We start from the raw sequence: 16,230 nt of genomic DNA on the forward strand, positions 1-16,230 counted from the left end.
GCCTCCGTTTTGTGCTATCTCTTCTCCTTATGAGCAATTTGCCCTCTGTTTTCCACCTCAAATCGGAGAAATATCAAGGGCAACACAAATCAAGGAGATCCTGCATGTCTTCTCGCCACTGTATTCTCGTAGGCGCGCCCGTCGACAGCGGCAAGCGTCGCACCGGCTGTCTGATGGGGCCGGATGCCTATCGCACCGCTGGTCTCGCCGCCGCGTTGGAGAGCCTTGACCACACGGTCGAGGATATCGGCAACGTCACCCCTGCCCCGCATGCGCCCGATGACGGCACCGGCCCGCTGCACGAGCCGAACCTGACCCGCGCCTGGACCGAGAGCCTGTCGGAGGCCGCCGAGGCCGCCATGGCGCGCGGCCTGCCGATCTTTCTCGGCGGCGATCACGCGCTGGCCCTGGGCACCGTGCGCGGTGTTGCCAATCATGCTGCGAGTGAAGGCCGCCCTTTGTTTGTGCTCTGGCTGGATGCACATAGCGACTATCATTCACTCGACAGCAGCGACTCGGGCAATCTGCACGGCTGCCCGGTGCGCTACTTCACCAATCAGGCGCAGTTCGATGGGTTTCCGCCAGTGCCGCATCCGGTGCCACCAGAAAACGTCTGCATGATCGGACTGCGCTCCGTCGATACGGCTGAACGCGAGGCGATGGAGCAGGTCGGCATTCAACGCCATGACATGCGCGATATCGACGAGAACGGCATAGCCCGCCCGCTGACCGCATTTCTGGACAAGGTCGCGGCGCAGAACGGCATGTTGCATGTCTCGCTCGACGTGGATTTCCTTGATCCTTCCGTCGCGCCCGCCGTCGGCACCACTGTCCCCGGCGGCGCCACCGTGCGCGAAGGGCATCTGGTCTGCGAAATCCTGCATGACAGCGGCCTGATGACCTCGATGGATCTGGTGGAGCTGAACCCCTTCCTGGACGAGCGCGGCCGAACCGCGCATCTGATGGTGGACCTCTGTGCCTCTGCAATGGGCCGTCGCGTATTTGATCGCCCGACACGGAGCTACAATACATGACGACACTTCAGGCCCCAGCGGCGGTGGTCATGGTCCGCCCGCATCACTTCACCTCGAACCCGGAAACCCGCGACGACAATGCGTTCCAGACCCTCTCGGACGCGAGCGCGGACAGTATCGCAGCCAGGGCTCTGGCAGAGTTCGACGCTGCAGTTGCGGCCCTGCGCACGGCGGGCGTCACCGTGCATGTCTTTGATGATGCTGGACAGGAGACACCGGATTCGGTGTTTCCGAACAATTGGTTTTCCACACACGCCGGCGGTCATGTGGCGGTCTATCCGATGTTTGCCGGCAACCGGCGTAAGGAGCGGCGCTGGGACGTGATCGAGATGCTGAAACGCGACTACCGCGTGCAAGACGTGATCGACTATTCCGGGTTGGAGCAGGATGATCTGGCGCTAGAAGGCACCGGCGCCATGGTGCTCGACCACATCGGGCGCATTGCCTACACGGTGAAATCCAACCGCGCCGATCCGGTGCTGCTGGAACGTTTCTGCACCCATTTCAACTTTGAACCTATGGTGTTCGAGGCCAAGGACGCCGAAGGCCGCGATGTCTACCACACCAATGTTCTGATGGGCATCGGCACCGACTACGCGCTGATCTGTCTGCAAATGATCCCCGACCCCTCCCGTCGGGCCGAAGTCACCCGGCGGCTGGAGGAAAGCGGGCGCAGCGTCATCGACCTGACCCCGGAGCAGATCGCAGAATTCCTCGGCAATACGCTGGAACTGACCGGCCACCGTCGCCTGCTGGCCCTGTCAGCGCGCGCCATGGAGGCGCTGCGCCCCGAGCAGCGTGCGGTGATCGAACGCTCGGCAGAGTTGCTGCCGCTCTCCATCCCAACACTTGAAACGGCCGGTGGTTCGGTGCGCTGCATGCTGGCCGGCATCCACCTCAGCCCCCGCGAAAGGACATCGAAATGACCCAACCCTCCGACAAGGCCCTTGTTCCTTTTGTCAGCGTCGACAACATGATGCGTCTCATTCATCATGTAGGCATCGAGGATATGCTGCGCGATCTTGCCGACTATATCGAGGCCGACTTCAAACGCTGGGAACTGTTCGACAAGACCCCCCGTGTGGCCAGCCATTCCGATGTGGGCGTGATCGAGCTGATGCCAACCTCTGATGGTGAGGCCTATGGCTTCAAATACGTCAACGGTCACCCGAAGAACACCTCCGAGGGGCTCCAGACCGTGACCGCATTTGGTCTTTTGGCGGATGTCTACACCGGCTATCCGGTGCTCTTTACGGAGATGACCATCCTCACCGCGCTGCGCACTGCGGCGACCTCGGCGATGGTGGCCAAACACTTGGCGCCCAAGGGCTCGGATACCATGGCGATGATCGGCAATGGTGCGCAATCCGAATTCCAGACCCTCGCGATGAAGGCGATCCTCGGCCTCAAGGCTGTGCGCCTGTATGACACCGACCCCAAGGCCAGCGAGAAATGCGCGCAAAACCTCTCCGGTCTGGGCGTTGATGTCACGATCTGCAGCACGCCGGAACAGGCCATCGAGGGGGCGCAGATCCTCACCACCTGCACCGCCGACAAGCAATGCGCCACCATCCTCAGCGACAACATGGTCGGCAGCGGCGTGCATATCAACGCCATCGGCGGCGACTGCCCGGGCAAGACAGAGCTGGCTGCCGGTATCCTCAGCCGCTCGGACGTATTTGTGGAGTACCCGCCCCAGACCCGCGTCGAAGGCGAGATCCAACAGATGCCCGAGGATTTTGCTGTCACCGAACTGTGGGAAGTGATTTCCGGCACCAAGCCGGGCCGCACCGGCGACCGTCAGATCACCCTGTTTGACAGCGTCGGCTTTGCGATCGAGGACTTCTCCGCCCTGCGCTACATCCGCGACCGCATCAAGGGAACGGATTATTTCATCGATCTCGACATGCTGGCCGACCCGGATGATCCGCGTGATCTCTTTGGCATGGTGCAGCGCGCCAAGATCTGACGCACGCATGACAAAGCGCGCCTTTCGGGGCGCGCTTTGTGTTTCAAAACAGCGGGATCAAGCTTCCAGCTCGCTGTCCCAATACAGATAGTCCATCCAGCTTTCATGCAGATACCCGGGCGGGAACTTGCGGCCCGTGTTGCGCAGCTCCTCCGCGCCCGGACGGCGCGGCGGTTTGCGCAGGGACATGCCGGCGCGATGCAGCGACTTTGACCCCTTCTTCAGATTGCAGCGCGAACAGGCCGCGACCACATTCTCCCAACTGGTGACCCCACCGGCGGCGCGCGGCACCACATGGTCAAAGGTCAGATCGCCCCTTGCGCCGCAGTACTGGCAGTGAAATTCATCCCTCAAGAATAAATTAAAGCGCGTGAAGGCCACGCGCTTTTGGGGTTTTACATAGTCCTTGAGCACAACAACCGAAGGTATTCGGATCTCGGTACTCGGACTGCGCACGACCTCGTCATACTCGGCCACGATGGCGACCCGATCCAGCCAGGCGGCTTTCACGGCATCCTGCCACGGCCAGAGTGACAGAGGATAGTATGACAAAGGACGATAATCCGCATTGAGCACCAACGCCGGATGCTGCTTCAGAGCGCCTGGCTCCCTTACGAATTCTGTCCTGAAGTCTCCGTCCATCAACGTCTTCCTCGCCCTGCTTGCCTCGATACGGCACCAGAGCGGGGAACCCGCCCCAGCATATGTTTGACTATATATCGTGGCGGGGACCTGACAAGCCCCAACGATACACCAGATATCGCGTGGAATAAGATGATTCCGTTACAGGTGCGTGACAGTTATCCACAGCCCAAAAATCCGTCATTCCGCAAAGCGGCATCTACCGGTCGCGGCACCGCATGCTTGCGCGGCTCTGCTGTGCGGCGTAGGACCACGCCCATGACCCGATTGATCCGCTTCAACAAGCCCTTTGATGTTCTGCCGCAATTCACCGATCGCGGCACTGAAGGCGCCGCCCGCCCGACGCTAAGCGCCTATATAGAGTGTCCCGGTGTCTATCCCGCGGGACGGCTGGATCGCGACAGCGAGGGGTTGATGTTGCTGACCGACACGGGTCGGCTGCAGGCTTGGATCAGCGATCCGAAGCACAAGATGGAGAAGACCTATTGGGTTCAGGTCGAAGGACATCCGTCGGACGACGACATCAAATGCCTCCGCCAAGGTGTTGAACTAAAGGATGGAATGACCCGCCCTGCCAAAGCGCGTCTGATAAGCGAACCGCCGGGGCTCTGGGCCCGTACCCCGCCGATCCGGGAGCGCAAATCCGTACCCACCTCCTGGCTGGAGTTGAAAATCACCGAGGGCAAGAACCGACAAGTCCGCCGCATGACCGCAGCTGTCGGATACCCGACCTTGCGGCTGATCCGCTATGCGATCGGCGCCTGGACCCTGGACGGGCTGGCACAGGGCACATGGGATGACCTGGATCCGCCGCGCGTTCCGGGCCCGCCAAAGCCCTCGCAAAAACCACCGCGCCGAAAGCCAGAGCCACGAGATACGGAAAACGGCGCTTCAAGGCCTCCCTCAAAGCGCCGCAAACCACGATCAAAATCAACGCGATAGGGTCAGAGGCTCAACTTGTCGCGCATGAAGGCCAAGGCCACGCTCAGCCCATCGGGCGCGATCCCATGACCGGTGCCCTTCATCACATGGGCAAACACATCCTGAAAGCCTGCTTCCTGCAATGCCTCAGCTGCCTGTGGCAGTGATTGCGGCGGCACCACGTCATCCTCATCGCCATGCACCAGAAGCACCGGCATCCGGCTGACGACCTCATCGCTGAAGGTGTCCGGCGACAGCAGGCGACCGGAGAACGCCACGAGACCCGCCACCGGATCTTCGCGGCGCGGTGCCACATGCAGCGCCATCATCGTGCCTTGCGAGAAGCCCAGCAGCACAACCTGTTCTGGCAGCAAATCCTCGTCGACCATGAAGGCATCGAGAAAGGCGTTGAGGTCATCCACTGCTGCCGACATGCCGCGCATGGATTCTTCTTCCGAGGAGCCGTCGATCCACGGGATCGGGAACCACTGAAACCCCATCGGTGCCCCGGCGCAGGCCTCGGGCGCATCGGGGGCGACAAACAATGTGTCCGGCAAATGTTCGGCCAGCGGGTCGGCGAGCCCGAGGAGATCCGCCCCATTGGCGCCATAGCCATGCAGAAATACCACCGCAGAACGTGTGTCACCAGAGAGCGGCTCTTTGCGGCCGGCAGTCAAAACGCGTGTCATCGGATCCCTTCCCTGTCCTTTGCCACATGGTAATAGGCCCAGAGTAAGCGCGCCGCAACCGATCGCCACGGCGACCACGCGTCGGCCATGTCTCGCAGGGCACGTTCCTTCGGGCGTTCGGGCAGATCAAACAACAGCCGCGCGCTTTCCTGCAGGGCCAGATCACCCGGCGCAAAGACATCCGCACGTCCCAGGGAGAACATCGCGTAAATCTCTGCTGTCCAGACACCAATGCCCGACACTTGCGTCAGCTCTGCGATCACATCCGCTGTAGGGATGCCGCGTAACGCATTGAAATCAATGCGTGCCTCCGCCAGTGCGCGGGCGTATCGGATCTTCTGGCGGCTGAGGCCGACGGCACGCAGATCGTCATCCGTTGCCCAGAGGATCTTGCGCGGGCCCGTGAGCTTTGCATCCCGCAGGCGGTTCCAGATCGCATTGGCCGACGCCACTGAGACCTGCTGGCTGACAATGGCGCTCAGAAGCTGCGCAAACCCATCGGGCTTACGTCTGAGCGGCAATGGCCCCGTCACCGAAAGCGCCTGCGCAAGGCGCGGATCCCGCGCTGCCAGCCATGCGGCCCCCTCAGCCACGCAAGCGGGTGTTTCGATAATGCGACCAACCGTCATATGGAGGGTCTCGCCAAAATTGTATTGGTGCATATCACGCTGCTTGTTCCTTCACCTGTTCAGGGCTACGCAATTGCCATGACTATGACCGCTCCTGCCCCCGACGACCATATTGCAAAGCGCAATGTCCTGATTCTTGTGCTCGCACAGGCCTTTCTGGGCGCGCAGATGCCGATGATTTTCATCGTCGGCGGTCTGGCTGGTCAATCGCTTGCGACCAACCCCTGTCTTGCGACGCTGCCGATTTCGCTGATCGTTGCAGGCTCGATGCTCTCGGCCACGCCGATCTCGGCGATCATGCAGCGCTTCGGGCGCCGCGCCGGGTTTGCCATTGGTGCCACGGGCGGTGCGCTGGGTGGCTTGATTGGCGGCTACGGTCTCTACCTCGGGTCCTTCCCGGTGTTCCTCGTGGGCAGCGCTCTCACCGGTATCTATATGAGTGCGCAGGGATTTTACCGCTTTGCCGCCGCCGACACTGCGTCAGACAGCTTCCGTCCCAAGGCGATCTCCTACGTCATGGCCGGCGGTCTGTTGTCCGCCATCGTCGGCCCGCAACTGGTGAAAGCCACCAGCGATGCCTTCGTCATTCCCTTCCTCGGAACCTATATGGCGGTGATCGCGGTGAATGTGCTGGGCGTTGGGCTCTTTGCTTTCCTCCGCATTCCTCGCCCCGAAGCCCCCAAGGAAGACGCCCCTGCAGGGCGCAGCCGGTTGGAACTGCTGAAAACGCCGACGATCGCCGTGGCGGTGATCTGTGCCATGGTCTCTTACGCGTTGATGAACCTGGTGATGACCTCCACACCGCTCGCCGTGGTCGGTTGCGGTTTCAGTCAGAACACGGCGGCGGACGTCGTGACCTGGCATGTTTTGGCGATGTATGTGCCGTCCTTCTTTACCGGCCACTTGATTGCACGGTTCGGCGTTGAGAAGATCGTGGGCGCCGGGCTGGTGATCCTTGCGGGCGCCGGTGCGGTTGCGTTGCAAGGGGTCGAGCTGGGCAATTTCTTCATCGCGCTGATCCTGCTGGGTGTGGGCTGGAACTTCGGCTTTATCGGCGCGACCACTATGCTGGCGGGCGCACATGAGGCCCATGAGCGCGGTCGCATGCAGGGTCTCAACGACCTGATGGTGTTTGGTGGCGTGACCGTCGCCTCTGTGGCCTCTGGCGGGTTGATGAACTGCTCTGGCGGCAACCCGGTCGAGGGCTGGGCCGCCGTCAACATGGCGATGGCGCCCTTCCTGGTGCTGGCGGGTGGCGCGTTGATCTGGTTGGTGCTCAAACCCAAATCCGCCACCGCCTGATCGCAGTTTGCACCGGGGGCGTGTTACCAGCGCCCGGTGCCGGCCTGCCACATTAAGGACACCCGTCTGCGAAACTCACTGACACCAAGCGCGCCTGCGCCCACCCGCTCCGGCTCCGCTCGAACCTGCTTCAGTAGGGCTTCCGCTTGCCAACCGGGCAGCAAGGCTGCGCTTGCCGCGGCGGAGATTGCCCGCCGATCCTGTCTGGCGGCGGCAAGCCGGTCCAATCCACGCTCGGCCAGACGGACAATCCCGGCAGTCGTGCCATCCAACAAGGGCACGCGTTTCTGCGCCTCCAGCTCAGGAATGGCGCGCAGATAGGCCGCAAGCCCCGCCGCATAGGCGTAGTCGCGCACCACGCGCTCTTCGGCCTTCCCCAGCGAGGCAGCCGCCATCCACATCAGGCCGCCCGCGGTGGCGTGGATATATGCGTCAAACGCCGCCTCATCCTCGAACGGATCGCGGTAGATATCCCAGCGCCGCGCCTCCGCCATCGCATCAATGACCTGCGCCGCCTCGTGGTTGACCAGCCGCGCCAGCGGTGTCGAAACATAATGCCGGCGCACCTGCCCACCGGATGCAATCTCCGCCCCGACATCGCGCCACCATTGCACACGCATCTCGGCAATCATGCTCTCCTGACTGGCCCAGGGCGCGCGCGACATCTCGATGTTAAAGGCATAGAGCGCAAACAGCAGCGGCCGCGCCTCAACCGGTGCGGCCATAGCGGCCATAAAGCGATCCGGATCGCCTTTCTGAACCGCTTCGGCGCAGGCGATCAGATCATCGTCAAACTGCATCCACCACCTCGGCCGCATCGCGCAGAAGCTTCCAGTTCATCGCATCGAGCAGCGCGTCGAAAGACGCATCCAATATGTTCGGACTGACGCCAACCGTCGACCAGCGCCGCCCTTTGCCGTCTTCGCTGTCGATGATGACGCGGGTCACAGCCTCAGTGCCGCCCTGGGTGATCCGCACCTTGAAGTCGACCAGCCGCATGTCGTCCAACACCTTGGAATAGCGCCCCAAATCCTTGCGCAGCGCCTTGGCCAGCGCGTTCACCGGGCCACGGTCGCTGCCGGTCTCATCGAGGGATTCGCTGACGGACAGCAGCTTTTCTCCGTCGACCTTGACCACCACGACGGCCTCCGACAGGCTGACCATGCGGTCGTATTTGTTTTTGCGCCGCTCCACGGTGACCTTGTAGCGCTTGACCTCAAAGAACTGCGGCATCTGGCCCAGCTCATCCCGCGCCAGCAGCTCGAACGAGGCCTGCGCGGTGTCGTAGGAATAGCCTTCGGTTTCACGCTCCTTCACGCGCTCCAGAATGCGCCCCAGCGCGGGGTCGCCCTTTTCGACCTCGATCCCTGCCTCAGCCAGACGGCGGCGCAGGTTCGATTGCCCGGCCTGATTGGACATCGGGATGATGCGGCTGTTGCCGACCACCGCAGGCTCAATATGTTCATAGGTCGAGGGATCTTTGAGGATCGCACTCGCATGCAGACCCGCCTTATGTGCAAAGGCCGAGGCCCCCACATAGGCCGCCTGTTTCTGCGGCACCCGGTTGAGGATCTCGTCCAGCATCCGGCTTACCGTCGTCAGCCGCGCCAGCGCCCCCTGCGGCACACCGGTCTCATAGGTGCTGGCGTATGGCTCTTTCAGCAACAGCGTCGGGATCAAGGTGGTGAGATTGGCATTGCCGCAGCGCTCACCCAGACCGTTGAGCGTGCCTTGGATCTGGCGCACGCCCGCATCCACCGCCGCCAGCGAACAGCCAACCGCGTTTTCTGTGTCGTTATGGGTGTGAATGCCCAAATGGTCGCCCGGCAGCCCCGCAGCGATCACCTCGGATACGATGCGGTGGACCTCGTGCGGCAGGGTGCCGCCATTGGTGTCGCACAGAACAACCCAGCGTGCGCCCGCTTCCAACGCTGCCCGACAGGCCGCCAGCGCATAGCCTGGATTGGCCTTGTAGCCGTCAAAGAAATGCTCGGCATCAAACAACGCCTCACGCCCCTGCGCCACGATATGCGTCACCGACTGGGCGATATTGTCGAGGTTCTCCTCCAACGAAATACCAAGCGCCGTGGTCACGTGGTAGTCATGCGACTTGCCCACCAGACAGACGCTCTTGGTGCCCGCGTTCATTACTGCTGCCAGCACATCGTCATTTGCAGCCGAGCGCCCTGCCCGCTTGGTCATGCCAAAGGCCGTCAGCGTCGCCCGCGTGTCCGGCGCCTCGTCGAAAAAGGCGCTGTCGGTGGGGTTGGCTCCGGGCCAGCCGCCTTCGATATAGTCAACACCTAGGTCGTCAAGCGCCTGGGCGATCTGCTTTTTTTCCGAGGTGGAGAACTGCACACCCTGCGTCTGCTGCCCATCACGCAGGGTGGTGTCATAGAGGTAGAGCCGTTCTGTCACGCGAGAGCCTCCAGCTTTGCGGCGTCAAACCCTGTGCCGGGCACAAGTTCCACACCGGTTTTTGACATGCGCACTTCCAGCCCCGCCTCGGTATAGGCGGCCTTGAGGCGATCCACCTCAGCAAAGTCCTTGGTTTCCATCGCCGCTTGGCGTGCCGCAAACAGCTGTGCCTCATGCGCAGAGAGATCGACAACAGGCCCTTTGGCCCATGCGCCCATGTCTTCGCTCAAAAGCCCCAGCAACTGCCCCGCCGCCAGCAAACCGGCGGCGTCGCCCGCAGCTGCCAGCTTGTGCATCTCAGCAATGACGCCAGCGGTATTGAGATCATCCGCCAGCGCGTCAACGACCGCGGCAGCAGCGCTGGCGGTGGGCTCGATGCCCGCCGTCAGTGCCCGCCACTTGCGCAACGTCGCCTCGGCCTCCGCGGCCTTCTTCTCGGTCCAGTCCATCGGCTTGCGATAATGGGTCTGCAGGAACACAAACCGCACCACCTCACCCGGCACGCCCTTGTCCAGCAAATCGCGCACGGTAAAGAAATTGCCCAAGGATTTGGACATCTTCTTGCCCTCGACCTGCAGCATCTCATTGTGCAACCAGTAGCGCGCGAACTCGCCTTTCGGATTGGCGCAGCAGCTTTGGGCGATCTCGTTCTCATGATGCGGGAACATCAGATCATTGCCGCCACCGTGAATGTCAAAACTGTCACCCAGCAAATCATGGCTCATCGCCGAGCATTCGATATGCCAGCCCGGACGCCCTCGCCCCCAGGGGCTCTCCCAGCCCGGTTGGTCCGCGCTCGAAGGCTTCCACAGCACAAAATCCATCGGGTTCTTCTTGTAAGGCGCCACTTCCACCCGCGCGCCCGCGATCATGTCATCGACCGACCGGCCCGAAAGCTGACCATACCCCTCGCGCCAGGAGTCCACCGCAAACAGGACATGGCCTTCGGCAGCATAGGCATGCCCCCGCGCGATCAGATCCGCAATCATCGCAACCATCTGCGGGATATACTGCGTCGCGCGCGGCATATGCGTCGGCTCCAATGCGCCAAGCGCGCCCATGTCGTCGAGGAACCACTGGGTGGTCTCGGCGGTGATCTCGCCGATCTCGCGGCCACTTTCGGCGGCGCGGGCGTTGATCTTGTCATCCACGTCGGTGAAGTTGCGCGCATAGGTCACGTGATCCGCGCCGTAGACATGGCGCAACAGCCGGAACAGCACGTCGAACACAACCACGGGCCGCGCATTGCCGAGATGGGCCCGGTCATAAACGGTCGGGCCGCAGACATACATTCGCACGTTCTGGGGATCGATCGGCGCAAAGGCCTCTTTCGACCGGCTCTTGGTGTTGTGCAGTTTGATCGTCGTCATGTCAGCTCCTTCGACAACAAGTCGGCCCAGCAGCACGGCGGGATGCGGCTCCCTCACAGCGCTGCGCGCAGCGCGGGCTTAGCAACTTGTCATATGGAAGGGAACGACAGAAACCAGCCCGCTGAAAATCAGCAGGCAATACAGATGGTAATCAGGGTTTCAAATCGTGCCATGAGAGTGGGCGTAGCACAGCCAGCGCGATCCGCCAAGCATTTCTGCGAAGCAAGGAGATGCGTTACCGGCGCGCGGCTCAAAAACGGAACGACGCCGTGAGGGCGAGCTGCCGGTTCTCCGGTGACAGCGAATAGCCGCCCTCGCCATCCTCACGTCCAAACACGCTGCCCCGCAGGTAGACCTGCGACGACACTTCCACGCCCCACCCAAGCCCCAGTGCACCCGGCGCCAGTGCGGCAGCTCCGATCCTCGGCTGAACAATTTGCAATCCGCTGCGGAAGGGCGGCGTGGTGTGGACCTGTCTCTCCACTGCTGGCGAACGCCGTGCGCCGCCCTGCCACAGATTCGAGCCACCGCCCGGCGTGCCGCTTGCCTGATCCTGCGGGAAAGCGCGCGGCTCGGCAGCTGTGGACGGCATATCGCGGCTCTCCATAAGCGCCGTTGGTGGCTGCAGCGCCATATGTGGCGGTACGGCGATCGAGCCAAGAAAACGACCTGACCAATCATGCTCCACCTCTCCTGCCCAAGGCGCGCTGACAGACAGAACAAGCGCTCCGACGCCGAACCCAAACGCCAGCCCAGACCGGATCGAGCAGAGCGGCGAGATCAAGAGCGGGAGGGACATCATGGGAGTGCCTTTCATCTGGCAGCGCCGGCGTTTTGCGGGAGTGTTGTCAATGCGAGTGGGATGCAGAAGACGACTGCGTCCCCCCATCAACACAGTCGTCCATTATGCTTAACACTTCGTTCAAGTTACGCGTTGGCGAGAACAATTTAACGCTCAGACCACTTGCTGCGCTCTGAGCCTCTCTCCCCCGGACACCAGTCCAGTCACCAGCACCCAACGCGACATCCCCCCCCTGTAAGCACATGACAACACACAAAAAGACCCCCTCTGAAACAGAGGAGGTCAGGTTCGCCGATCAGGCTCTTTTCGTTGACCGCCCGGTGATTTTTTTCTTGCCTGGTCCTTCTCGGCGTATGGAGTGAGCGCACCCACCCCAGACAGGTGTCAAAGGCCCGGATCAGGTGCCTTTGATCCATGCGAAAGGGCGCTTGGAACGCCGCTTCCTGTTTCGTCGGGGATGTGACGCCCAACCGGGCCTCTCACTCCCCTACGCATCGCCCAAGGTGGTGTGCCTTCGGATGCGGTTCGCAGCCCCGGCGCAGGTCGCGCCGGGAGATTTCGTCAGCTGCAGCCCGAGGTTGAGCCGCAGGTGTTGCATTTCATGCAGGTGCCGTTGCGCACCAGCGTGTAGTTGCCACAGTCGCCGCAAGGATCGCCCTCATAACCCTGCATCCTGGCCTTGGTGCGTGCATCCATGCCGCCCGCCATCGCTGGCGCTTCGGAGGTTTCCGGCACCAAGGTCTGCAGTGCCGAAACCGGATCCTTGCTGCCGTCAAGCGCGGTCACCGCGATGCTGGTCTGGCCACCCTGCAGCACCACCAGCTCCTGCGGCAGGCGTTTGCGCAGATAGCCGCTGGAAGAAATCTGTTTAAGCACCTCCAGCGATTTTGAGGCCGCGCCATCGCTCAGCTCAGAGAGGTTGGAGACCCCTTCTTCCGCTTCGCCCCGGCCCAGATCATCAAAACTTGCGCCCTCGGGCTTCACATGCGCCAGATCGGTGCGGTCGAGGTAGCTCACCGCCAGTTCGCGGAACACATAGTCGAGGATCGAGGTGGCGTTCTTGATCGAGTCGTTGCCCTGCACCATGCCGGCGGGTTCGAATTTGGTGAAGGTGAAGGCGTCGACAAACTCCTCCAGCGGCACCCCGTATTGCAGCCCGACCGACACGGCGATGGCGAAGTTGTTCATCATCGCCCGGAAGCCCGCGCCTTCCTTGTGCATGTCGATGAAGATCTCGCCAAGGTTGCCGTCCTCATACTCGCCGGTGCGCAGATAGACCTTGTGCCCGCCAACAACCGCCTTCTGCGTATAGCCCTTGCGGCGCTGCGGCATCTTGGTGCGATGCGACTTCATGATTTCCTTGATGACAACTTTCTCGACGATCTTCTCGGCGAGCGTCGCCGCCTTTTCCGGCACCGATCCGCTCTCCAGGATCTCGGCGGCCTCGTCGTCATCTTCCACCAATGCCGCGGCCAACGGCTGGCTCAGTTTGGACCCATCACGATAGAGCGCATTGGCCTTCACGCCGAGCGACCAGCTCAGCTCATAGGCCTTTTGACAATCCTCGATGGTGGCGTCATTGGGCATGTTGATGGTCTTGGAGATCGCACCTGAGATAAAGCTCTGTGCGGCGGCCATCATCTTAATGTGGCTGTCAACGCCCAGATAGCGCTTGCCTTTTTTGCCGCAAGGGTTGGCACAATCGAAGATCGAGTAATGCTCTTCCTTGAGGTGGGGCGCGCCCTCCAGGGTCATGGTGCCGCAGACATGATCGTTGGCCGCGTCGATGTCCGCCTTGGTAAAGCCCAGATGGCGCAACAGATCAAAGGCCGCATCGTTCAGCTTGTCCGCCGGGATGCCGAGGACACCGGTGCAGAACTCTTCGCCCAGGGTCCATTGGTTGAACACGAACCGGATGTCGAAGGCGCTTTCCAGCGCGGCGTCGACCTTTGCCAGCTCATTGGGGCCAAAGCCATGTCCGGTCAGCGAGGTGTGATTGATCCCCGGCGCGTTGCCAATGGAGCCATGGCCGACCGCATAAGACACGATCTCTTCGATCTGCGCGGAGGAATAGCCGAGCCCTTCCAGCGCCGAGGGCACCGAGCGGTTGATGATCTTGAAATAGCCGCCGCCTGCGAGTTTCTTGAACTTCACCAATGCAAAGTCCGGCTCGATCCCGGTGGTGTCGCAGTCCATCACCAGACCGATGGTGCCAGTGGGCGCGATCACGGTCGATTGCGCGTTGCGATAGCCGTGTTTCTCACCCAGGGACACCGCCTCGTCCCAGGCGCTCATCGCCAGTTCCGTAAGCCGTGCATCGGGGCAGTTTTGCAGGTCCAGCGGCACCGGCTTCACGGTGAGCTTGTCATAGCCCTCGGTGGCACCGTAGGCGGCGGTGCGGTGGTTGCGCATCACCCGCAGCATGTGATCGGCGTTGCGCGCGTAGCTCGGGAACGGCCCCAGTTCGGATGCGATCTCGGCCGAGGTCGCATAGGCCACGCCGGTCATGATCGCGGTGAGCGAACCGCAGAGTGCGCGCCCCTCGTCGCTGTCATAGCTGTAGCCCATGTTCATCAACAGCCCGCCGATGTTGGCATAGCCCAGACCCAGGGTGCGGAAGTCATAGGACAGCTGCGCGATTTCCTTGGACGGGAACTGCGCCATCATCACCGAGATTTCCAGCGTCAGCGTCCACAGACGGCTGGCATGCATGAAATCCTCGGCCTGAAACACGCCGCCCTGATAGAAGGTCAGCAGGTTCAGCGACGCCAGGTTGCAGGCGGTGTCGTCGAGGAACATATACTCCGAACAGGGGTTCGAGCCGCGGATCTCACCATCTTCGGGGCAGGTGTGCCACTCGTTGACGGTGTCGTGGAACTGGATGCCCGGATCGGCGCAGGCCCAGGCGGCATGGCCAACCTTCTCCCACAGATCGCGCGCCTTCACGGTCCGCGCGACACGTCCGTCGGTCCGGTTGATCAACTCCCAATCGGCATCCTTTTCAACCGCATGCAGGAATGCATTGGTGACCCGGATGGAGTTGTTGGAGTTCTGACCGGAGACCGAGGAATAGGCCTCGAAGTCCCAGTCGGTGTCGTAGGTCGGGAACTCGATACTGTCATAGCCCTGACGGGCGTAATCCAGCACGCGTTTGATGTAAGTCTCCGGAATCGCGACCTTCTTGGCTTCGCGGATCGCTTGCTTCAGGGCCGTGTTCTCGGCAGGATCATAGGCGTCCTCTGCCAGACCGTCCCAGCTCCGGAGGGCTGCAAAGATGCCGTTCAGCATCTTCTCGTGCATTTTCGAACCGGCCACGATGGAGGCGACTTTTTGTTCCTCAATCACCTTCCAGTCGATGAACTGTTCGATATCGGGGTGATCGGCGTCCACGATCACCATCTTCGCTGCTCGACGGGTTGTGCCGCCTGATTTGATCGCGCCGGCGGCCCGGTCTCCGATCTTTAGAAATCCCATGAGGCCCGAGGACTTGCCACCGCCAGAGAGCGTTTCGCCCTCGGCGCGCAGGTGGCTAAAGTTGGTGCCGGTACCGGAGCCATATTTGAACAGGCGCGCCTCGCGCACCCAGAGATCCATGATGCCACCATCTTGCACCAGATCGTCCGAGACGGACTGGATGAAGCAGGCATGCGGTTGCGGATGCTCATACGCGCTGTCGGATTTGGTCAGCTTGCCGGTCTTGTAGTCGACATAATGGTGCCCCTGTGCCGGGCCGTCGATGCCATAGGCCCAGTGCAAGCCGGTGTTGAACCACTGCGGGCTGTTGGGCGCAGCGCGTTGGCTTGCCAGCATGTGGCGCATCTCGTCGAAATAGGCGCGGGCGTCCTCCTCGGTGGTGAAATAGCCGCCCTTCCAGCCCCAATAGGTCCAGGCGCCGGCCAGACGATCAAACACCTGTTTGGAAGAGGTCTCGCCGCCCATCTCAACGTCGTCATCCGCCGGAACCGAGCGCCACAGGAATTCCGGCACGCCTTTCTCGCGAACCTTCTTCAGGCGGGACGGGACACCGGCCTTGCGGAAGTACTTCTGTGCAATGACATCGCTGGCCACCTGGCTCCAGGACGCGGGCACTTCGATGCCCTCGAGACGGAACACGATGGAGCCATCCGGATTGCGGATTTCGGACGTCGCCCCGATGAAATCCAAAGACGCGTAAGCATCCTGCCCTGCTTCTGTGAAACGACGTTCGATCTTCATGGTTACACCTGTCCCAAATAGTCCGGCTTGCGGTTTCGGCGCTGTTACGCCTGCATCAAATGCCACGCGATGCGCAGAGAAAACCTCTCGGGCGGCGTCGGCTGTTCCAACGCGCGCAGACCATGTGCTGGTCTGAATTTAACGGTTTTACACTTAGCACTGCGGATGGGAGCGGCTGCTCAATCACATCAAGATTTAGTGGCGCCCCCTAGCGGCACATACAATGTCGCGTAAGTCAC

13 protein-coding genes are annotated in these 16,230 nt (G+C 61.7%); 5 read left to right on the forward strand and 8 right to left on the reverse strand.

Translation table 11 applies throughout. From position 1 onward, the window contains the following. The first annotated feature begins 104 nt into the window (after positions 1–104). From rocF to R1T40_RS06035, 3 genes are read left to right on the forward strand one after another with little or no spacing between them, the layout of a single operon-like run. A complete protein-coding gene (gene rocF, locus R1T40_RS06025) occupies positions 105–1,034 on the forward strand; it encodes an arginase (RefSeq protein ID WP_106163613.1) in 930 nt (309 codons plus the stop codon). After that, entirely contained in the window at positions 1,031–1,960 is a 930-nt protein-coding gene (ctlX, locus tag R1T40_RS06030) for a citrulline utilization hydrolase CtlX (RefSeq protein WP_317386235.1), read from the forward strand. The genes rocF and ctlX overlap by 4 nt, the downstream gene beginning before the upstream one ends. Beyond that, a complete protein-coding gene (locus tag R1T40_RS06035; protein ID WP_317386236.1) occupies positions 1,957–3,003 on the forward strand; it encodes an ornithine cyclodeaminase in 1,047 nt (348 codons plus the stop codon). Before ctlX ends, R1T40_RS06035 begins: the two co-directional genes overlap by 4 nt. 57 nt (positions 3,004–3,060) lie before the next feature. Here R1T40_RS06035 and R1T40_RS06040 read toward each other — a convergent pair whose 3' ends face one another. Beyond that, positions 3,061–3,645, reverse strand: coding sequence for an HNH endonuclease (locus tag R1T40_RS06040; protein WP_317386237.1), 585 nt, complete (start codon positions 3,643–3,645; stop codon positions 3,061–3,063). Between the two features lie 258 nt (positions 3,646–3,903). Here R1T40_RS06040 and R1T40_RS06045 point away from each other — a divergent pair, with 258 nt between their 5' ends. Beyond that, the gene (locus R1T40_RS06045) at positions 3,904–4,587 is read left to right on the forward strand and encodes a pseudouridine synthase (protein WP_317386238.1); all 684 of its coding nucleotides are present in this window, start codon (positions 3,904–3,906) and stop codon (positions 4,585–4,587) included. A 2-nt stretch (positions 4,588–4,589) separates the two neighbouring features. Here the strand turns inward: R1T40_RS06045 and R1T40_RS06050 are convergent, their stop codons facing one another. Together R1T40_RS06050 and R1T40_RS06055 are read right to left on the reverse strand one after the other, a co-directional pair. After that, positions 4,590–5,255 carry an alpha/beta hydrolase gene (locus R1T40_RS06050; protein WP_317386239.1) on the reverse strand — a complete coding sequence of 222 codons (666 nt, stop codon included), beginning with the start codon at positions 5,253–5,255 and terminating at the stop codon, positions 4,590–4,592. Beyond that, on the reverse strand, positions 5,252–5,884 hold the full coding sequence (locus R1T40_RS06055) for a DNA-3-methyladenine glycosylase family protein (protein WP_317386952.1): 633 nt from the start codon (positions 5,882–5,884) through the stop codon (positions 5,252–5,254). The genes R1T40_RS06050 and R1T40_RS06055 overlap by 4 nt, the downstream gene beginning before the upstream one ends. A gap of 78 nt (positions 5,885–5,962) precedes the next feature. On the opposite strand from R1T40_RS06055, the gene R1T40_RS06060 reads away from it, so the two are divergent. Further along, entirely contained in the window at positions 5,963–7,186 is a 1,224-nt protein-coding gene (locus R1T40_RS06060) for an MFS transporter (RefSeq protein WP_106163733.1), read from the forward strand. A 23-nt stretch (positions 7,187–7,209) separates the two neighbouring features. Here the strand turns inward: R1T40_RS06060 and R1T40_RS06065 are convergent, their stop codons facing one another. The 5 genes from R1T40_RS06065 to R1T40_RS06085 all read right to left on the reverse strand — a co-directional run bounded on the left by R1T40_RS06065 (position 7,210) and on the right by R1T40_RS06085 (position 15,991). Further along, the gene (locus R1T40_RS06065) at positions 7,210–7,986 is read right to left on the reverse strand and encodes a squalene/phytoene synthase family protein (protein WP_317386240.1); all 777 of its coding nucleotides are present in this window, start codon (positions 7,984–7,986) and stop codon (positions 7,210–7,212) included. Further along, the gene (cimA, locus tag R1T40_RS06070) at positions 7,976–9,604 is read right to left on the reverse strand and encodes a citramalate synthase (RefSeq protein ID WP_317386241.1); all 1,629 of its coding nucleotides are present in this window, start codon (positions 9,602–9,604) and stop codon (positions 7,976–7,978) included. The genes R1T40_RS06065 and cimA overlap by 11 nt, the downstream gene beginning before the upstream one ends. Beyond that, complete coding sequence (gene cysS, locus R1T40_RS06075) at positions 9,601–10,974, reverse strand: cysteine--tRNA ligase (RefSeq protein WP_317386242.1); 1,374 nt, start codon at positions 10,972–10,974, stop codon at positions 9,601–9,603. The genes cimA and cysS overlap by 4 nt, the downstream gene beginning before the upstream one ends. A 250-nt stretch (positions 10,975–11,224) precedes the next feature. Beyond that, positions 11,225–11,776, reverse strand: coding sequence for a hypothetical protein (locus R1T40_RS06080; protein WP_317386243.1), 552 nt, complete (start codon positions 11,774–11,776; stop codon positions 11,225–11,227). Between the two features lie 561 nt (positions 11,777–12,337). Then, positions 12,338–15,991 carry a vitamin B12-dependent ribonucleotide reductase gene (locus R1T40_RS06085; RefSeq protein ID WP_317386244.1) on the reverse strand — a complete coding sequence of 1,218 codons (3,654 nt, stop codon included), beginning with the start codon at positions 15,989–15,991 and terminating at the stop codon, positions 12,338–12,340. Positions 15,992–16,230: the final 239 nt, after the last annotated feature.

Origin of the sequence: Tritonibacter scottomollicae (assembly GCF_032924845.1) — a bacterium.
GTDB lineage: Bacteria > Pseudomonadota > Alphaproteobacteria > Rhodobacterales > Rhodobacteraceae > Epibacterium > Epibacterium scottomollicae.

What these genes read in the sequence shown, in the direction of transcription:
- R1T40_RS06035 (WP_317386236.1), top strand. Translation starts at nt 1,957, where the DNA reads ATGACCCAACCCTCCGACAAGGCCCTTGTTCCTTTTGTCAGCGTCGAC.
- R1T40_RS06085 (WP_317386244.1), bottom strand. Translation starts at nt 15,991, where the DNA reads ATGAAGATCGAACGTCGTTTCACAGAAGCAGGGCAGGATGCTTACGCG.
- R1T40_RS06080 (WP_317386243.1), bottom strand. Translation starts at nt 11,776, where the DNA reads ATGATGTCCCTCCCGCTCTTGATCTCGCCGCTCTGCTCGATCCGGTCT.
- R1T40_RS06055 (WP_317386952.1), bottom strand. Translation starts at nt 5,884, where the DNA reads ATGACGGTTGGTCGCATTATCGAAACACCCGCTTGCGTGGCTGAGGGG.
- R1T40_RS06045 (WP_317386238.1), top strand. Translation starts at nt 3,904, where the DNA reads ATGACCCGATTGATCCGCTTCAACAAGCCCTTTGATGTTCTGCCGCAA.
- R1T40_RS06040 (WP_317386237.1), bottom strand. Translation starts at nt 3,645, where the DNA reads ATGGACGGAGACTTCAGGACAGAATTCGTAAGGGAGCCAGGCGCTCTG.
- R1T40_RS06060 (WP_106163733.1), top strand. Translation starts at nt 5,963, where the DNA reads ATGACTATGACCGCTCCTGCCCCCGACGACCATATTGCAAAGCGCAAT.
- cysS (WP_317386242.1), bottom strand. Translation starts at nt 10,974, where the DNA reads ATGACGACGATCAAACTGCACAACACCAAGAGCCGGTCGAAAGAGGCC.
- rocF (WP_106163613.1), top strand. Translation starts at nt 105, where the DNA reads ATGTCTTCTCGCCACTGTATTCTCGTAGGCGCGCCCGTCGACAGCGGC.
- R1T40_RS06050 (WP_317386239.1), bottom strand. Translation starts at nt 5,255, where the DNA reads ATGACACGCGTTTTGACTGCCGGCCGCAAAGAGCCGCTCTCTGGTGAC.
- R1T40_RS06065 (WP_317386240.1), bottom strand. Translation starts at nt 7,986, where the DNA reads ATGCAGTTTGACGATGATCTGATCGCCTGCGCCGAAGCGGTTCAGAAA.
- ctlX (WP_317386235.1), top strand. Translation starts at nt 1,031, where the DNA reads ATGACGACACTTCAGGCCCCAGCGGCGGTGGTCATGGTCCGCCCGCAT.